The sequence below is a fragment of the Microbacterium sp. EB106-03-03-XG65 genome (assembly GCF_058791955.1).
Window position 1 is genome coordinate 1,123,669 of the sequence record NZ_JBYTEB010000001.1, and the last position, 16,631, is coordinate 1,140,299.

General features: G+C 68.5%; 14 protein-coding genes. 5 read left to right on the forward strand and 9 right to left on the reverse strand.

Features of this window, described 5'->3' with window-relative positions; translation table 11 throughout:
• Positions 1–11: 11 nt before the first annotated feature.
• Both AC3WS6_RS05270 and AC3WS6_RS05275 read right to left on the reverse strand, forming a co-directional pair.
• Positions 12–965, reverse strand: coding sequence for an ABC transporter permease (locus AC3WS6_RS05270; protein ID WP_492500012.1), 954 nt, complete (start codon positions 963–965; stop codon positions 12–14).
• A gap of 215 nt (positions 966–1,180) precedes the next feature.
• On the reverse strand, positions 1,181–2,176 hold the full coding sequence (locus AC3WS6_RS05275; protein ID WP_492500013.1) for a LacI family DNA-binding transcriptional regulator: 996 nt from the start codon (positions 2,174–2,176) through the stop codon (positions 1,181–1,183).
• A 69-nt stretch (positions 2,177–2,245) separates the two neighbouring features.
• Here AC3WS6_RS05275 and AC3WS6_RS05280 point away from each other — a divergent pair, with 69 nt between their 5' ends.
• Positions 2,246–3,295 (forward strand): M24 family metallopeptidase, encoded by a 1,050-nt coding sequence (locus tag AC3WS6_RS05280; RefSeq protein WP_492500014.1) that lies wholly within the window; start codon positions 2,246–2,248, stop codon positions 3,293–3,295.
• A gap of 153 nt (positions 3,296–3,448) precedes the next feature.
• On the opposite strand, the gene AC3WS6_RS05285 is transcribed toward AC3WS6_RS05280, so the two are convergent.
• The gene (locus AC3WS6_RS05285; RefSeq protein WP_492500015.1) at positions 3,449–4,456 is read right to left on the reverse strand and encodes a LacI family DNA-binding transcriptional regulator; all 1,008 of its coding nucleotides are present in this window, start codon (positions 4,454–4,456) and stop codon (positions 3,449–3,451) included.
• Positions 4,457–4,606: 150 nt separating this feature from the next.
• Between AC3WS6_RS05285 and AC3WS6_RS05290 the strand changes: the two genes are divergently transcribed.
• The 4 genes from AC3WS6_RS05290 to rhaS are packed head-to-tail and all read left to right on the forward strand — an operon-like array spanning position 4,607 to position 9,312.
• Positions 4,607–6,136, forward strand: a complete 1,530-nt coding sequence (locus AC3WS6_RS05290; protein ID WP_492500016.1) for a sugar ABC transporter ATP-binding protein — start codon at positions 4,607–4,609, stop codon at positions 6,134–6,136.
• A complete protein-coding gene (locus AC3WS6_RS05295; protein ID WP_492500017.1) occupies positions 6,133–7,164 on the forward strand; it encodes an ABC transporter permease in 1,032 nt (343 codons plus the stop codon). Before AC3WS6_RS05290 ends, AC3WS6_RS05295 begins: the two co-directional genes overlap by 4 nt.
• Entirely contained in the window at positions 7,161–8,213 is a 1,053-nt protein-coding gene (locus tag AC3WS6_RS05300) for an ABC transporter permease (protein ID WP_492500018.1), read from the forward strand. The genes AC3WS6_RS05295 and AC3WS6_RS05300 overlap by 4 nt, the downstream gene beginning before the upstream one ends.
• Before the next feature lie 55 nt (positions 8,214–8,268).
• Positions 8,269–9,312 carry a rhamnose ABC transporter substrate-binding protein gene (gene rhaS, locus AC3WS6_RS05305; protein WP_492500019.1) on the forward strand — a complete coding sequence of 348 codons (1,044 nt, stop codon included), beginning with the start codon at positions 8,269–8,271 and terminating at the stop codon, positions 9,310–9,312.
• Between the two features lie 213 nt (positions 9,313–9,525).
• Here rhaS and AC3WS6_RS05310 read toward each other — a convergent pair whose 3' ends face one another.
• The 6 genes from AC3WS6_RS05310 to AC3WS6_RS05335 form a co-directional block, all read right to left on the reverse strand.
• Positions 9,526–10,923: a rhamnulokinase gene (locus AC3WS6_RS05310; protein WP_492500020.1), complete on the reverse strand. Its 1,398-nt coding sequence runs from the start codon at positions 10,921–10,923 to the stop codon at positions 9,526–9,528.
• Positions 10,920–12,956 (reverse strand): bifunctional aldolase/short-chain dehydrogenase, encoded by a 2,037-nt coding sequence (locus AC3WS6_RS05315; RefSeq protein ID WP_492500022.1) that lies wholly within the window; start codon positions 12,954–12,956, stop codon positions 10,920–10,922. The genes AC3WS6_RS05310 and AC3WS6_RS05315 overlap by 4 nt, the downstream gene beginning before the upstream one ends.
• Entirely contained in the window at positions 12,953–13,807 is an 855-nt protein-coding gene (locus AC3WS6_RS05320; protein WP_492500023.1) for an alpha/beta hydrolase, read from the reverse strand. Before AC3WS6_RS05320 ends, AC3WS6_RS05315 begins: the two co-directional genes overlap by 4 nt.
• 86 nt (positions 13,808–13,893) lie before the next feature.
• Complete coding sequence (rhaI, locus tag AC3WS6_RS05325; RefSeq protein WP_492500024.1) at positions 13,894–15,060, reverse strand: L-rhamnose isomerase; 1,167 nt, start codon at positions 15,058–15,060, stop codon at positions 13,894–13,896.
• Positions 15,057–15,473 carry an L-rhamnose mutarotase gene (locus AC3WS6_RS05330; RefSeq protein ID WP_492500025.1) on the reverse strand — a complete coding sequence of 139 codons (417 nt, stop codon included), beginning with the start codon at positions 15,471–15,473 and terminating at the stop codon, positions 15,057–15,059. Before AC3WS6_RS05330 ends, rhaI begins: the two co-directional genes overlap by 4 nt.
• Before the next feature lie 104 nt (positions 15,474–15,577).
• Complete coding sequence (locus AC3WS6_RS05335) at positions 15,578–16,624, reverse strand: D-2-hydroxyacid dehydrogenase (RefSeq protein WP_492500026.1); 1,047 nt, start codon at positions 16,622–16,624, stop codon at positions 15,578–15,580.
• Positions 16,625–16,631 lie beyond the last annotated feature (7 nt).

Below are 16,631 nucleotides of genomic sequence, written 5' to 3' on the forward strand. Positions count from 1 at the left end.
ATACGAGAACATCAGTAGACGCCCTCCTCGCCGAGCTTCTTGGCGAGCTTGTTGGCGCCGATGACCAGGATGAGTCCCACGAGCCCCTTGAACAGGCCGACCGCCGTCGCGTAGCTGAGCTGGCCGTTCTGGATGCCGGCGGTATACACGTAGGTGTCGAAGATCTCGCCGACTTCGCGGTTGAGCGAGTTCAGAAGGAGGAACATGTGCTCGAATCCGAGCTCGAGGAAGTCGCCGATCGCGAGGATGAACATCACGATGATCGTCGGGCGGATCGCCGGAAGCGTGATGTGCCAGGTCTGCAGCCATCGTCCGGCGCCGTCGAGCTCGGAGGCCTCGTAGAGCTCCATGTCGACACCGGTCATCGCGGCGAGATAGATGATCGTGCCCCACCCGGCGGTCTTCCAGATCTCCTGGATCGTGTACAGCGGACGGAGCCAGTCGGGGTCGGTCAGGAACGGCACCGCCGGCATGCCCCATGACTTCAGCAGGGCGTTGATGCTGCCGCCGTCGGTCGTCAGCAGGACGTAGAAGAGCGAGACCACGATCACCCACGACATGAAGTGCGGCAGGTAGATCACTGTCTGGATGCTGCGCTGGAACAGCTTGGAACGCAGCTCGTTCAGCATCAGCGCGAGGATGATCGGGATCGGGAATGCGAAGATCAGGAGCAGCAGCGACACGGTCACCGTGTTGACCAGCAGCATCACGAACGTGCTCTCGCTGAAGAAGCGGATGAAGTGGTCGAAGCCCACCCACGGGCTTCCCGCGATGCCGCGGAACGGCGAGTAGTCCTGGAAGGCGATGACCAGGCCGCCCATCGGCACGTACTTGAAGACGATGAAGTACGCGATGCCCGGTATGGCCATCAGATAGAGTGCGCGCTGCCGCCAGATGCTGTACCACCATGGGCGCCTCCGGTACGTGGCGGGCTTCAATTCGGCCGTCGCGTCAACGCTCACCATTGGTGCGCCTTCCTGTTCTCGTCATCGAGTTCGGGGTGGGGATTCGCGAGAAAGCGTTTCCCCGAGGAAACGTTTTCCGAGGTTAGCACGGGTCGCAGGAGGCGACAACAGGGAGTTCTGAGCGCTCCCTGCGCGGGTGCCGTGCTCGATCGCGCGAGGCCTGCGTACTCGCGGTTCCGATCGCGCGCAGCCCGCCCGTCACGGGGAGATCGGGGTCAGTGCCTCACGGGACCCGTGCTCGCACGCACGACGACCTTCGGAGTGAACGTCGCCGAAGCAAGGGGCTCGCCCCCTGTGAGCAGCGCGTGCATGGCGTCCCAGGCCAGCCGCCCGATCTGGGCAGCGGGGACGGTCGCCGTCGTGAGGGGAGGTGTCGTGTACGCAGCGAACGGGATGTCGTCGAATCCCGCGATCGAGAGATCCTGCGGCACGCTGAGTCCCCGAGTCGTCACCGCCGACAGCAGCCCCATCGCGACCAGGTCGTTGAACGCCAATGCGGCCGTGGCGCCGCTGTCGATGACGGCTTCCGCTGCGGCCGCGCCGCTGTCGAAGTCGACGCCCGCGGAGATCTCGATGAACTCGAGCTCACCGAGCCGCTCGGCATCCGCGATCGCCAGGGCGCGCGCCTCGCCGGAAGCGCTCGCCACGGCTCCCGAGAGGAACGCGATCCGACGGTGTCCGAGTTCGCGCAGGTGGGAGATCAGCTCGGTCATCGCGGCGCCGTAGTCGGCAGCCACTGTCGGCACGTCGGTCTGCGGAAGGCGGTTGATCACCACGGCCGGTGCGACCGACGGCAGCAGCGCCGACAGCTCGCTCTGCGGGAGTCGGGGGGCACAGAGGATCACTCCGTCGGTGCGACGACGAGTCGTCGTGGCCAGAGCGATCTCGTCGCCCACCTGTTCGGCGGTGTCGGAGATGAGCACGTGATAGCCGTCGGCCGCCGCCGCGCGGCTGAGGCCGTGCAGGATCGCCTGGAATGTGGGGTTGGCGAGGTCGGGGATCATGACCGACACCGTCTGCGTCTGGCCGAGCACGAGGCTGCGGGCGAGGGGGTTCGCCGTGTAACCGAGTTCTGCCGCCGCGGCCTGCACGCGTGCGACGAGCAGCGGGTCGACGGTCGGGTTGCCGTTCATGGCGCGCGAGACGGTCGAGAGCGAGACGCCGGCCAGCTTCGCGACGTCGGTGATGCCTGCCCGTGCGGAGCGCGTCATCGGGGTCCCCTCTTCCGCGAAAGACCGCGGATGTGGTCATATGTGAGAAAACGTTTGCTAGGAGTTTTCATGGTCGGGTCATTCAAGGATCGTATCGAGAAGCAGGAGAGAGTGTCCCGAGTGCGCCACGGTGCGAGAGCGTCGATCCTGATGACGTCGCATGAAGCCGTGTCGTGGTATCTCGAGGGCGTGCGCACGCACGTGTCGCTGGCGGGCCCGCCGGTGCTCGCAGTGCGGGCCGACTCCGACGGCGACACTCTCTTCGTCGCGGACAACGAGGCGGATCGGCTCATCGCCGAGGAACTGCTGCCCACCGACGCCGATCGCATCGTGCGGGTGCCGTGGTGGACTCCGCCGGCGGTCGCGGCTGCGGAAGACCCGGGCTCGGCGTCGGCCGTCGGCGAGGCGTCGGTGGCAGCGGAGCTGCGCGCGGCGCGTGCGCGGATGCTGCCGGCCGAGGTCGCCCGCTATCGTTCGCTGGGCCGCGATGTCGCGTGCTCGGTGACCGACTCGTTGGCTGCCGGGGTGGGGCCGCAGTGGAGCGAGCGGGACGCGGCATCCGCCGTCGCCGCCGGGCTCGTGACGCGCGGGATCGATCCGCTGGTGGTGCTGGTGACCGGTGCGAGCCGCGTCGCGTATCGGCATCCGCTGCCGACCGATGCGTTGCTGGGCGAGCGGGCCATGATCGTGGTGTGCGGCCGCCGAGACGGGCTGATCGCGAACGCCACTCGCTGGATCGGAGCGGGGGTCGACGACGAGCCGATTCTCGCCGTCGAGCGCGCGTTCCTCGACGCTTCGGCGCCGGGAGCTCGACTCGACGAGGCCTTCGCGGCCGGATGCTCGGCTTACGAGCGCGCCGGATTCGATCCTGGGGAGTGGCGCCGGCACCACCAGGGTGGACCGGCCGGCTACGCGGGACGGGATCCGCGTGCCACATCGACCACCCACGACCTGCTGGTCGAGAACCAGGCTTTCGCGTGGAACCCGTCTGCGCCCGGCGTCAAGGTCGAGGACACGATGCTGCGCGGCGCTGAGGGGTGGGAGGTGCTCACGGTCGACGATCGCTGGCCCTCGATCGAGTTCGAGGGGATGCGGCGGCCGATCACGCGCGGGTACTGAGTCGCACGCGGTGACCGAGCCCTGACGAAGGCCCCCGCCCGGTGCAGATGGCTGCCGAAAACACGGATGGATGCCGAGAAAGGGTGTTCTCGGCCTGCATCCGTGATTCGGGCATGCAGGTGAACGGTTCGGCGAGAAATGGGGGCGGGTCGGTCAGCCGCCGGTCGAGCGGCGCACGATCAGCTCGGGCGGGAACACGGTCTGTCGCGGGATGCTCTCGGGATCGGCCGCCTCTTCGAGCACGATGCGCAGCGCGGTGCGGCCGATCATGCGGCTGGGCTGACGGATCGATGACAGCGGCACGGCTGCGGCGGCGGCGAACGGATTGTCGTCGAATCCGATCAGCGCGATCTCATCCGGCACGAGCACTCGTCCGCCCGACACCAGCGACTGCAGCAGCCCCAGCGCCAGCAGATCATTGGCGGCGAAGAGCGCATCGGGCCATTCGCGCCGTGGGCGGGTGAGCAGACGCGCGCCCGCGGCCACGCCCTCGTCGACCGTCATCGCCGCGGTCGGCACGACCTCGAGCTCGACGTGCACCGACGCGTTCTCCGCCGCGGCCCGCGCCCCCGCGAGGCGGTCGGTGACCTGACGCATGTCGAAGGGGCCGCCGACGAACGCGATCCGCCGACGGCCGCCCTCGATCAGGTGCTCGACCGCCAGCCGCCCGCCCGCGACGCTGTCGACCGACACCGAGGAGAACCCGCTGTCGGCGCTGAACCGGTCGACGAGAACCGTCGCAATCCCGCTCGCTCGGAACTTGCGCAGCTGCGTCATGACATCGCCGTACGGGGCGATGAGCAGCCCGCGCACCTGCTGCTCGCGGAACAGATCGAGATACACCTTCTCGCGGGAGGGGTCGTCGTCGGTGTTGCCGTAGAGGATCGCGATACCGTGACTGGATGCTTCGTCTTCGGCGCCGCGCACCACGTCGTTGTAGAACGGGTTCTGGCCATCGAGCACGACGAAGCCGACGGTGGTGCTGACGCCGGCGCGGAGCTTGCGAGCCGCGTCGTTTCGCACATAGCCCAGCTCATCGATCGCCTTCGTCACGCGCTCGACGGAGTCGCTCGACACCTCGTCCGGGCGGTTCAGCACGTTCGAGACCGTGCCCACCGAGACGCCCGCGAGGACGGCGACATCGCGGATGCTGACGGGCATTCTGCTGTCCTCTCGTCGTCGGGCGGATCACGCTTCGGCATCGGGGGTTGACCTGAGGCCGGCATCACATACACTAGCCTGAAACGAGCTTGAATCGATTCAGGTAAAGTTCATTCCGATCATCATCCCCCTCAACGGAGAGGAAAGCCAGTGGTAGACGCAGCCTCCGCCCGCAGCGCTCCCCCCACCGCGCTCGAGCTGCATCGGGTCGTGAAGTCCTTCGGCCCCGTCGTCGCACTCCGCTCCGGCAGCCTGACGCTCCGCCCCGGCTCGATCCATGCCCTCATCGGCGAGAACGGCGCAGGCAAGTCCACGCTCGTGAAGATCATGGCCGGTCTCTACCGCCGCGATTCCGGAGACTTCCGCCTGCACGGCGAAGACGTCGACTTCACCAGCACCGCCCAGTCGAAGGCCGCGGGCATCGCGGTCATCTACCAGGAGCCGACGCTGTTCCCCGACCTCTCGGTCACCGAGAACATCTTCATGGGTCGTCAGCCCACCGGCTTCCTCGGCCGCATCGACCGCAAGGCCATGCGCACCGAGGTCGACCAGATCTTCCGTCGCCTGGGTGTGACGCTCGACCCCGACCGCATCACCGAGGGGCTGTCGATCGCCGACCAGCAGATCATCGAGATCGCCAAGGCGATCTCGCTCGACGCGAGCGTGCTGATCATGGACGAGCCGACGGCTGCCCTCAGCGGCGTCGAGGTCGACCGGCTGTTCGCCGTCGCCCGGAGCCTGCGCGACGAGGGGCGCGCGATCCTCTTCATCTCGCACCGCTTCGACGAGGTGTTCGATCTGTGCGACACCGTCACCGTCATGCGCGACGGCGCCTACATCGACACCACCCCGATCGCCGAGACGACGGTCGACGAACTGGTGCGCCAGATGGTCGGCCGCGACGTCACCGAGCTGTTCCCGAAGCAGCAGGCGGTCGTCGGAGACCCTCTGCTCGAGGTCACCGCGCTCACCCGCCCCGGAGTCTTCCACGACATCTCGTTCACCGTTCGCTCGGGCGAGATCGTCGCGCTGGCGGGTCTCGTCGGAGCAGGCCGCTCAGAGGTCGCCCGGGCGATCTTCGGCGTCGACCCGTACGACGAGGGTGAGGTGCGGATGCTCGGTGCAGCCGTCGCCCGCCGCAGCCCGACTGCGGCGATGCGCAGCGGACTCGCGCTGGTGCCGGAGGACCGCCGCAAGCAGGGACTCGTCATCGAAGCGGGAGTCGGTGGCAACATCACGCTCGCGATCCGTCGACGTCTGTCGAAGTGGGGTCTGATCACCAGCGGCATCGAGAACCGTGCCGCCAAGGAGTGGGCATCCCGCCTCGAGGTCAAGACGCACGCGCTCGACACCGTGGCATCCACCCTCTCGGGAGGAAACCAGCAGAAGGTCGTGCTGGCCAAGTGGCTGGCCACCGACCCGCGCGTCCTCATCATCGACGAGCCGACGCGAGGCATCGACGTCGGCACGAAGTCCGAGGTGCACCGGCTGCTCTCGCAGCTTGCGGGCGAGGGGATGGGAATCCTGATGATCTCGTCAGAGCTGCCCGAGGTGCTCGGCATGGCCGATCGCGTGCTCGTGATGCGCGAAGGCCGCATCACCGCCGAGATCTCCCGCGACGAGGCGACCAGCGAGAACGTCATGTTCGCCGCCACCCACTCATCGGAGCTGCACGCATGAGCACCATCACCCCCACCGCGCCCGCGCCCGCCGCGGCGAAGAAGCCCTTCGGCGGCGTCGGACGCGCGCGCGAGTTCGGCATCCTGGCCGCTCTCGTGCTCGTCGTCATCGCGGCGACCGTCAAGAACCCCAACTTCCTGTTCAGCGCCGACGGCTGGCGCGACCTGCTGCTCACCCCGTCGATCCTGATGCTCGTGGCGGTCGGTCAGGCGATCGTGATCATCACGCGCAACGTCGATCTGTCGGTCGGCTCGGTGATGGGCCTCACGGCGTATCTGACCGGACGGCTCTTCGTCGACATGCCGGGCATCCCGATCATCCTGGTCGTGATCGCGGCCGTGCTGCTCGGTGCCTTCCTCGGGCTCGTGAACGGTGCGCTGGTCGCGTTCGCGAAGGTGCCGGCCATGGTGATCACGCTCGGCACGCTGTATGCCTATCGCGGCATCAACGTGCTGTGGACCGGCAGCGACCGCATCAACGCCTCCGACATGCCCAAGGACTTCCTCGGACTCGGCACGCAGCAGATCATGTTCATCCCGGTGCTCACGATCATCGCCGTGATCGTGCTGGCGATGGCCGCCTGGTACCTGCGCAACACCCGCGGCGGACGCGAGTACTACGCGATCGGCTCCGACCCCTCGGCGGCGGAGCTCTACGGCCTCAAGGTGACCCGTCGTGTGCTCTCGGCGTTCGTGCTCTCGGGAGCGCTGGCAGGTCTCGCCGGTGTCTTCTACGCCGCCCGATACGGCTCGATCAGCTCGCAGGCGGGAAGCGGCTGGGAGCTGGATGCCGTGGGTGCCGCCGTCATCGGCGGCATCGCGATCACGGGCGGGGTCGGAACGGTCTGGGGCGCCGCGATCGGCGCGATGCTGCTCATGACCATCAACCGCGCGCTGCCCATTCTCGGCATCCCGGACTTCTGGCAGCGTGCCGTGGTCGGCGTGCTGATCATCGGGGCCATCGTGCTCGACCGGGTGCTCGCGGTCAGACAGAGACGCCAGCTCATCGAGGCGAGGGACGAATCATGACCACCACGACGACCACCACCTCGACCCGCGTCATCCGCGACTACGATCGTCCGCTCTGGCGGCGCATCTTCATCAACCGCGAGTTCGCCATCATCGCGCTGCTCGTGCTGGTGACCGTCGTGGCAGCGGCGTCGATCCGCGGGTTCGCTCAGCCGATCACGGCGAACTACCTGCTGCTCGACGTCGCGCCGATCCTGTTGATCGCGCTGCCCATGACGCTGGTCATGATCACCGGGGAGATCGACCTCTCGGTCGGATCGATGGTGGGCCTCGCGAGTGTCGTGACCGGAGTCCTCACCGAATCGGGAGCGCCGTTCGAGGTCGCCGCCCTCGCCGCCCTCCTCGTCGGGGTCGTCGGAGGTGCGTTCAACGGGTTCCTCGTGACGACCGTCGGGCTTCCCTCGCTCGCGGTCACGATCGGCACGCTCGCGCTGTTCCGCGGACTCGCGGTGGGCCTGCTCGGCACCACCGCCGTGACCGACTTCCCCGAGACGTGGACCGCGCTCGCGAAGGCGAAGATCGCCGGCACCACCATCCCGTACATCGTGATCCCGTTCCTGATCCTGCTCGTGCTCTTCGTGGTGCTGCTGCATTTCACTCCGTTCGGTCGGGGAGTGTTCGCGATCGGGCTCTCGAAGGACGCCGCCCGATTCTCGGGGGTGAATGTCGAGAGAACGAAGTTCATCCTCTTCGTGCTCTCGGGAGTGGTCGCCGCCTTCGCCGGCATCTTCTACACGCTGCGGTTCGGCAGCGCCCGAGGCGACAATGCCACCGGGCTCGAGCTGCAGGTCATCGCCGCGGTCGTGCTCGGCGGAGTCTCGGTCTTCGGCGGGCGCGGACATCTGCACGGCGTCGTCGCCGCCGTGCTGCTGATCGGGGTGCTCGGCAGCAGCCTGCGCCTCGCGGGCGTCACCTCCGACGTCATCAACATCATCACCGGCGGGCTGCTGATCTTCTCGGTCGTCGCGGCCAGCGTCCTCGCCTGGGCGCAGCGCGTTCGAGCGAAGGCCGGCCCGCCACTGCGCGTAGCAGCCTCTCCCGCACCATGAGGCAGCCTCTCATCGTCGGCATCCGCCTGCGGTGATCATCACGAAAGGAAGAACAATGATGTTTGCACGCAAGAAGATCGCGGGGTTCGCGGCGGTCGCCGTGGCCGCAGCGCTCGTGCTGACCGGCTGCGCCGACACCAGCGGCGGCTCGGGCGACGCGGGCTCGGGATCCGAAGGCGGGTCCGACAACCTCGCGATCACGTTCCTGCCCAAGAACCTCGGCAACCCGTACTTCGACACCTCGAGCGAGGGCGGCAAGACCGCGGTCGACGAGTTCGGCGGCACGTTCGCCGAGGTCGGACCGGCCGAGGCCACCCCCGACGCACAGGTCAGCTACATCAACACCGCGACGCAGCAGGCCGTCGGCGCGCTGGTCGTCTCGGCGAACGACCCGAAGGCGATCTGCGACGCGCTGAACGAGGCACGCGACGCGGGCGTCAAGGTCGTCACCTTCGACTCCGACACGAACCCCGAGTGCCGCGACCTGTTCATCAACCAGGCCGACTCCGAGGGCATCGCGAAGGTGCAGGTCGACCTGATCGCCGACCAGATCGGCGGAGCGGGCGAGGTCGCGATCCTGTCGGCATCCGCCAACGCGACGAACCAGAACGCCTGGATCGACCTGATGAAGGAGTACGTCGCGAGCGACTACCCCGACATCACGATCGTCGAGACCGTCTACGGCGACGACGACGACCAGACGTCGTTCGACAAGACCGCAGCCCTGCTGCAGAGCCACCCGGACCTCAAGGGCATCATCTCGCCCACCACGGTCGGCATCGCTGCTGCCGCACGCTACGTCTCGACCTCGGACTACAAGGGCAAGGTCGCGATCACGGGTCTCGGCACCCCGAACCAGATGCGCGAGTACGTCGAAGACGGCACCGTCACGGCGTTCGCGCTGTGGAACCCGGCCGACCTCGGCTACCTGGCGGCGTTCGCCTCGAAGGCACTGATCGAGGGTGACATCACCGGCGAAGAGGGCGACACGTTCGAGGCGGGCGAGCTCGGCGAGTACACCGTCGGCGCTGACGGCGTCGTGCTGCTCGGCGACCCGTTCGAGTTCAACGCGGACAACATCGGCGACTTCGACTTCTGAGTCGGCTTCGTGGGGCGTCGGGGCTTCGGCCTCGGCGCCCCTTTGTGTGCGCTCCGGGCGTGGGGCTCCGGGGCGCGGCATCCGTCTCTTGTCGTTCGGTACGGATGCATGCTCGGATCACGGATGGATGCTCGGAAAGGGTGTTCTCGGCATGCATCCGTGATCTGGGCAGCCATGTGTGCCGCCGGGCCGCAGGGCGAGCCCACCCGAGGGTCAGCGCGGGGCGAAGCGCTCTGGCTCGTGGGTCGCGGCGACGAGGGCTCGCAGTTCTTCGAGAGAGGCCGGGGCGGCGCCGAGTGCACGTGCCTGCACGAGCACGTTGCCGAGAGCCGTCGCCTCGACGGGCCCAGCCAGCACCGGAAGGCCGGTGCGATCGGCCGTGGCCTGGCAGAGCAGGCGGTTCAACGAGCCGCCTCCCACGAGGTTGATGCTGTCGAGCTCGCGCCCCGACAGATCCGCGGCCGTCTGCACGGCCGCTGCGAAGGCCTTCGCGATCGACTCGACGATCGACCGGGCGAACGCAGGTCGCGTCGTGGGGGCCTCAGCGCCGAGAAGCGCTGCGATGCGCGCGGGCATGCCTCCGGGCGCGCTGAGCGACGGATCGTTCGCGTCGAAGAGCGGCACCTCCTCGGTCACGCCGGATGCCGCGGCGAGCAGCTCCGGCAGATCGATCGCCGATCCGTCCTCGGCCTCCCACGCGCGCACGGTCTCGCTCAGCAGCCAGAGCCCCGTCACGTTGTGCAGGAAGCGGTAGCGGCGGTCGACGCCGAGTTCGTGTGTGAAGTTCGCCGCGCGCGCGGCATCCGTCAGCACGGGCTCGGCCAGCTCGACGCCGACCAGGCCCCAGGTGCCGCACGAGATGTAGGCCGAGTGCGGCGTCGACAGGGGGGCGGCGACGACAGCGGATGCCGTGTCGTGCGACCCGACCGCGATCACGGGCAGCTCCTTGCCGATGCGCTCGGCAAGATCGGGTCGCAGCACGCCGATCGTCGCGCCGGGGTCGACGAGCGTCGGCAGCACGGTCGACGGGATGCCGAGGCGATGCGCCAGCTCGGTGTCCCACGCGCCCGACTCGACGCCGAGCAGACCCGTGGTCGACGCGTTCGTGCGCTCGGCCACCGCCTGGCCGGTGAGCAGGAACGCGATGAGGTCGGGGATCAGCAGCGCGGTGTCGGCGCAGGCGAGGTGGGCATCGACGCGGTACTGGTAGAGCGTGTTGAACGGCAGGAACTGCAGTCCGTTGCGGCCGTACAGCTCGGCGAAGGGCGCGATCGTGTGCACCTCGTCGACCCCGCGCGCCGTGCGCTCGTCGCGATAGTGGAACGGCTCGGCGAGAAGCGCACCGTCTTTCAGCAGGCCGTAGTCGACCGCCCACGAGTCGATGCCGATGCTCTCGATGCCCGGTTCGCGTCGCACGGCCTCGGCGAGCCCCGTCACGACGTGCTCGTACAGAGCGCGGAAGTCCCAGTGCAGACCGTCCTCCCGCTCGACGGGCCCGTTCGGGAACCGCGAGACGAGTTCGAGATCGAGCCGGCCGTCGCCGATCCGCCCGATCATGACGCGACCGCTGGTCGCTCCGAGGTCGACGGCGGCGACGGACCGGAGCGTCATCGCAGGAACGCCGCGGCGACGCCGGAGTCGACCGGAATGTGCAGGCCCGTGGTGCGGCTGAGCTCCGGCCCGGTGAGCACGTAGACGGCATCCGCCACGTTCTCGGGAACGACCTCGCGCTTGAGGATCGTGCGGTTGGCGTAGAACTGGCCGAGGTCCTCTTCGGCGACGCCGTAGGTCGCGGCGCGGTTCGCACCCCAGCCCGAGGCGAAGATGCCCGAGCCGCGCACGACGCCGTCGGGGTTGATGCCGTTGACGCGGATGCCGAACTCGCCGAGTTCGACGGCCAGCAGTCGCACCTGGTGTGCCTGGTCGGCCTTCGTCGCCGAGTAGGCGATGTTGTTCGGTCCGGCGAACACCGAGTTCTTCGACGAGATGTAGATGATGTCTCCGCCGAGCTTCTGGTCGATCAGCACGCGGGCAGCGGCCTTCGACACGAGGAACGAGCCCTTCGCCATCACGTCGTGCTGCAGATCCCAGTCCTTCTCGGTGGTCTCGAGCAGCGGCTTCGACAGCGAGAGACCGGCGTTGTTGACGACGAGGTCGACGCCGCCGAACGCGAGCACGGCGTCGTTCAGCGCGGCCTGGATGGCATCCGCGTCAGCGACGTTCGCCGCGACGCCGATCGCGACGTCGGTGTTGCCCAGCTCGGCAGCGGCCGCCTGCGCCTTCTCGAGATCGAGGTCGGCGATGACGACGCAGGCACCCTCCGCGGCGAGGCGGGTGGCGATGGCCTTTCCGATGCCGCTGGCTGCACCGGTCACGAACGCGATGCGTCCCTGGTGCGACTTCGGCTTCGGCATGCGCTGCAGCTTGGCCTCCTCCAACGCCCAGTACTCGATGTCGAACTTCTCGGCGTCGGAGATGGGGGAGTATGTCGACAGCGCCTCGGCACCGCGCATCACGTTGATCGCGTTGACGTAGAACTCGCCGGCGACACGGGCGGTCTGCTTGTTCGCGCCGTACGAGAACATCCCGACGCCGGGCACGAGCACGATGAGCGGGTCGGCGCCGCGGATCGCGGGCGACTCGGCGGTCGCGTGAGCGTCGTAGTAGGCCTGGTAGTCGGCGCGGTACTCGGCGTGCAGCTCGTGCAGGCGCGCGATCTGCTCCTCGGCAGAGGCCGTGACGGGCAGGTCGAGGATCAGCGGCTTGACCTTGGTGCGCAGGAAATGGTCGGGGCAGCTGGTGCCGAGAGCCGCGAGCTCGGGAGCGCGCTCCGAGGCCAGGAAGTCGAGCACGACATCGGAGTCGGTGAAGTGGCCGACCATCGGCTTGTCGGTCGATGCGATGCCGCGGACGGTTCCCGCGAGGGCCGCGGCGCGCTCGCGACGCTCGGCCTCGGGAAGCGCCTCGAAACCGGAACGGATGCCGCCGAAGGGGTCGGCCTTGCCGTTCGCCTCGATGTAGGCGGCGGCCGTGTCGATGATCCACAGCGAGTTCTTCTCGGACTCCTCGGAGGTGTCGCCCCACGCAGTGATGCCGTGACCGCCGAGGATCGTGCCGATCGCCTGCGGGTTCGCCTTCTTGATCGCAGCGATGTCGAGTCCGAGCTGGAATCCGGGGCGCCGCCACGGCACCCACACGACCTTGTCGCCGAAGATCTTCGCCGTGAGCTCTTCGCCGTCGGCGGCGGTCGCGATCGCGATGCCCGAGTCGGGGTGCAGGTGATCGACGTGTGCGGCGTCGACGAGACCGTGCATCGCCGTGTCGATCGACGGCGCGGCGCCGCCCTTGCCGTGCAGCGTGTAATCGAACGCGGCGACCATCTCGTCCTCACGGTCAAGACCCGGGTAGACGTCGACGAGCGCGCGCATGCGGTCGAGGCGCAGCACGGCGAGACCCTGCTCGGTGAGGGTTCCCAGGTCGCCACCGGATCCCTTGACCCACATCAGCTCGACCGGCTGGCCGGTGACGGGGTCGGTGTCGGTGCCCTTCGCCGAGGTGTTGCCGCCGGCGTAGTTGGTGTTCTTGGGGTCGGCGCCCAGGCGGTTCGACCGCTCGATGAGAGCGGCGGCGGTGGGGTTGGTCATGACTGTTCCTTGTTCTCGGGAGAAGTGGCGAAGATGCGGGCGGCGAAGCGGTCGATCGATGCTGTCGCCGCCGGGTGTTCCGGACGATTGAGGTGGCCATGGCGGGTGCCGGGCTCGGTGGAGATGTCGAGGTCGACGCCGGCTGCTCGCAGCGCGGCGCCGAACGCCTCACCCGAGACGCGCAGTTCGTCGACCTCGTCGTTGATCATGATCGTGGCGGGGAAACGGCGGAGCTGGTCGACGGATGCGGTGCCCGGGGCAGCATAGATGTCGGCCGCTTCCACGGGTCCGCCGAGATAGTTCTCGTACATGACACGCACCGGGTCCGGGCCGAACACGTCGGCATCCGGATCGTCGTCGAGTGCGGCGCGGAGGGTCGCGTCGGGCTGACCCTGAACGGGGTGCAGGGTCGGATAGGCGAGCACGGCGAGCGCGGGGACCGGGCCGTCGCCGTGGCTCAGGCGCAGGGCGGCACCGGTGGCGAGGTTGCCGCCCGCGCTCGCTCCGCCGATCGACCAGGGGCCTCCGGCGAGACCCGAATCGACCGCCCAGCGGAACGCATGCTCGACCTCCTCCGAGGCGACGGGATAGAGCACGCCGGGGCGCTCGGGCGACGCGGAGTCTGCGGCCCAGGTGCGGGGGAAGGGCGCGAGCGAGTAGTCGACCGACACCACGACGATGCCCCGGTCGGCGAGGTTCTGCGCGACCCAGTCGGCCTCGGGCATGTCGATCTCACCCGCGGCGAATCCGCCACCGTGCGCCCACACGAGTCCGGGTCCCGCAGGGCGTTCCGGTTCGTAGACGCGCACGCGCAGGGGGCCGTGCGGCCCGTCGATCTCATGGTCTCTCACAGCATCCGTCCTTCTGTCGATGGGGCGTCGGGATGCGGGGATCGGCTCCCGCATCCCGACGGGTCCAGGGTGTCAGACGAGAGCGGTCAGGCTCCCCAGCCGGCCTGCACGCCGCCCACGCGGTCGGCGGCGATCTTCTGCTGGTAGCCCGAGTCGGCGTACGCCTTCATCGGGTCGGCGGCGAGGCCGCGCGCTTCACGCCACTCCGCGAGCGCGGGCCGCACGTCGGTGTAGAACGCGTCCATGAAGACGGCGTTCGCCGCGAGCACGTCGCCCGACTTCTGCGCCGCGGTGAGTGCGTCGCGGTCGACGAGCAGTGCGCGCGCCGTCATCTCCTGCACGTTGAGCACCGAGCGGATCTGTCCGGGGATCTTGTCCTCGACGTTGTGGCACTGGTCGAGCATGAACGCCACGTCGGGGTTGTTGAGGCCGCCGCCGCGGATGACCTCGAACAGGATGCGGAACAGCTGGAACGGGTCGGCCGCGCCGACGATCAGGTCGTCGTCGGCGTAGAAGCGCGAGTTGAAGTCGAACGAGCCGAGCTTGCCGAGGCGCAGCAGCTGCATCACGATGAACTCGATGTTGGTGCCGGGCGCGTGGTGGCCGGTGTCGAGGCAGACGGACGCCTTGTCGCCGAGCGAGACGACCTGGGCGTACGAGGTTCCCCAGTCGGGAACATCGGTGTGGTAGAAAGCCGGCTCGAAGAACTTGTACTCGAGCACGAGGCGCTGGTCGTCGCCGAGGCGGGCGTAGATCGTCTGCAGCGACTCCTGCAGGCGGTCCTGACGACCGCGCAGGTCGGCCTGTCCCGGGTAGTTCGAGCCCTCGGCGAGCCAGATCTTCAGGTCACGGCTGCCGGTGGCATCCATCACGTCGATGCAGGCGAGGTGGTGGTCGATCGCCTTCTGACGGATCGAGGCATCTTCGTGCGTCAGGGCGCCGAACTTGTAGTCGTCGTCCTGGAACGTGTTGGAGTTGATGGTGCCGAGCGTCACGCCGAGGTCTTCGGCGTGTTTGCGCAGGTCGGAGAACGAGTCGACGAGATCCCACGGGATGTGCAGGGCGACCGAGGGCGCGAGCGCGGTGTACTTGTTGACCTGCGCGGCGTCGGCGATCTTCTCCCACGGGTCGCGAGGAGTGCCCGGCGTGCCGAACACCTTGAAGCGGGTGCCGGAGTTGCCGAACGCCCAGCTGGGGAGCTCGATGCCCTGCTGCTCGAGAGCGGCGAGGTTGTCGGACGAGAGGATGCTCATGAGGCGCTGCCTTCGGTTTCGGTGGGGGAGTCGATGTCGGTGCGGTGGTCTGTGTGAGATGAGGGGGAGCCGCCCGCGGCGAGCTGGTCTTCGAGGTTGAACACCTCGGCGAGAGGCGTGGCCGCCTGGTCGGGGCGCCCGTCGAGGCCGATGAAGAAGCGGCCCATCTCGGCTTCCCAGCGGGCAGCGATCGGGGAGGCCGCGAGGTACGCCTGCGCCGCGGCATCATCGTCGACCTCGTAATAGCCGATCAGCGTTCCGCCCTCGGCGAGGAAGAGCGAGTAGTTGCGGCGTCCGGCGGCGGCGATCTCGGCCAGCATCTCGGGCCAGACGGGCGAGTGGCGATCGAGATACTCGTCGAGCAGCTCGGGACGCACCTGCAGCCGGAAGCACACGCGTGTGGGTGTTGTCATCGTCGACGACTCCTGGGTTGGTTTGTGAATCGTTTCAAGTGTATGGATTCGCCAGTGGTCGCGCAAGCTCGAGAGCGCCCGACAGCGACAGCGCCTGATCCGACTCAGTAGAACTCGACGGTGTCGACGCGGTTGCGCAGTGGTTCGCCGTCGAGGAGTCGCGTCGCGTTGGCCGCGAACAGCTCGGCGATCCGGCGTTCCTCGTCCGTGTCCGTTCCGGCGTTGTGGGGACTCACGATCACGTTCGGCATCGACCACAGCGGGCTCGCCTCGGGGAGCGGCTCGACCGCGAACACATCGAGCGCCGCGAAACCGACCAGGCCACTCGCGAGAGCGTCGACGAGGGCGGGCTCGTCGACGGTCGACCCCCTCCCGACGTTCACGACCGTGATGCCCGGCTTGGCCTGCGCCAGTGCGGCTCGCGAGAGCATGTCGCGGGTCGCATCGGTGGCGGGAAGGGCGAGGACCACGGCATCCGCGGTCTCGAGGGCGTCGGCGAGTTCGGCCGGGGGGCGGATCTCGCTCACGCCGGGGGCGTCGACGATGCGTCGGTGGATGCCCGTGACGCGCGCTCCGAGAGAGTGCAGCTTGTGCGCGACGGTGCGGCCGATGCCGCCGAGTCCGACGACGATCACGTGACTGCCGTCGACCTGTGGCACGGGACGACGCGAGCCCCACTCGCGTCGGTGCTGATCGGCGAGCAGCCGGGCGAGGTTCTGCGCTCCTGCCAGAACGCCGAACACCGCGAACTCTGCCAGCGGCCCGCCGTGCACGCCGCCCGAGGTCGTGAAGGCGATGCGGCTCAACTGCTCGGGGGTGAGGGCGGCGTCCTTGATCTGCGCACCGCCGCCGGCCGGCGTGGTGTGCACCCAGCGCAGTGACGGGTTGGCTGCGGCCGTGCGCCGCAACTGCGCGGGTGATTGGTCGGGCACACCGTAGAGAGCCTCGGCCTCGTCGATCAGCTGCTCGAAACGCTGCTGCTGCGCGGCGGACCGACGGAAAGAGGGGTCGCCGAGATGGTCTCCCTGGTAGAGCTGAGGAGGCAGCAGTTCGGGGTCGCGGACAAGCTCGAGGCGCGGCTCGCGCTCTTCGATCAAAGCGCAGAGGTGGTCGGGAAGCGGGGTGGGCACGAATACCCGGAGGGCGGTCATGGGATCT

Coding starts and splice junctions, on each gene's coding strand:
- AC3WS6_RS05275 (WP_492500013.1), bottom strand. CDS start 2,176: ATGACGCGCTCCGCACGGGCAGGCATCACCGACGTCGCGAAGCTGGCC.
- AC3WS6_RS05330 (WP_492500025.1), bottom strand. CDS start 15,473: ATGACAACACCCACACGCGTGTGCTTCCGGCTGCAGGTGCGTCCCGAG.
- AC3WS6_RS05280 (WP_492500014.1), top strand. CDS start 2,246: ATGGTCGGGTCATTCAAGGATCGTATCGAGAAGCAGGAGAGAGTGTCC.
- rhaS (WP_492500019.1), top strand. CDS start 8,269: ATGATGTTTGCACGCAAGAAGATCGCGGGGTTCGCGGCGGTCGCCGTG.
- AC3WS6_RS05270 (WP_492500012.1), bottom strand. CDS start 965: ATGGTGAGCGTTGACGCGACGGCCGAATTGAAGCCCGCCACGTACCGG.
- AC3WS6_RS05315 (WP_492500022.1), bottom strand. CDS start 12,956: ATGACCAACCCCACCGCCGCCGCTCTCATCGAGCGGTCGAACCGCCTG.
- AC3WS6_RS05295 (WP_492500017.1), top strand. CDS start 6,133: ATGAGCACCATCACCCCCACCGCGCCCGCGCCCGCCGCGGCGAAGAAG.
- rhaI (WP_492500024.1), bottom strand. CDS start 15,060: ATGAGCATCCTCTCGTCCGACAACCTCGCCGCTCTCGAGCAGCAGGGC.
- AC3WS6_RS05310 (WP_492500020.1), bottom strand. CDS start 10,923: ATGACGCTCCGGTCCGTCGCCGCCGTCGACCTCGGAGCGACCAGCGGT.
- AC3WS6_RS05300 (WP_492500018.1), top strand. CDS start 7,161: ATGACCACCACGACGACCACCACCTCGACCCGCGTCATCCGCGACTAC.
- AC3WS6_RS05285 (WP_492500015.1), bottom strand. CDS start 4,456: ATGCCCGTCAGCATCCGCGATGTCGCCGTCCTCGCGGGCGTCTCGGTG.
- AC3WS6_RS05335 (WP_492500026.1), bottom strand. CDS start 16,624: ATGACCGCCCTCCGGGTATTCGTGCCCACCCCGCTTCCCGACCACCTC.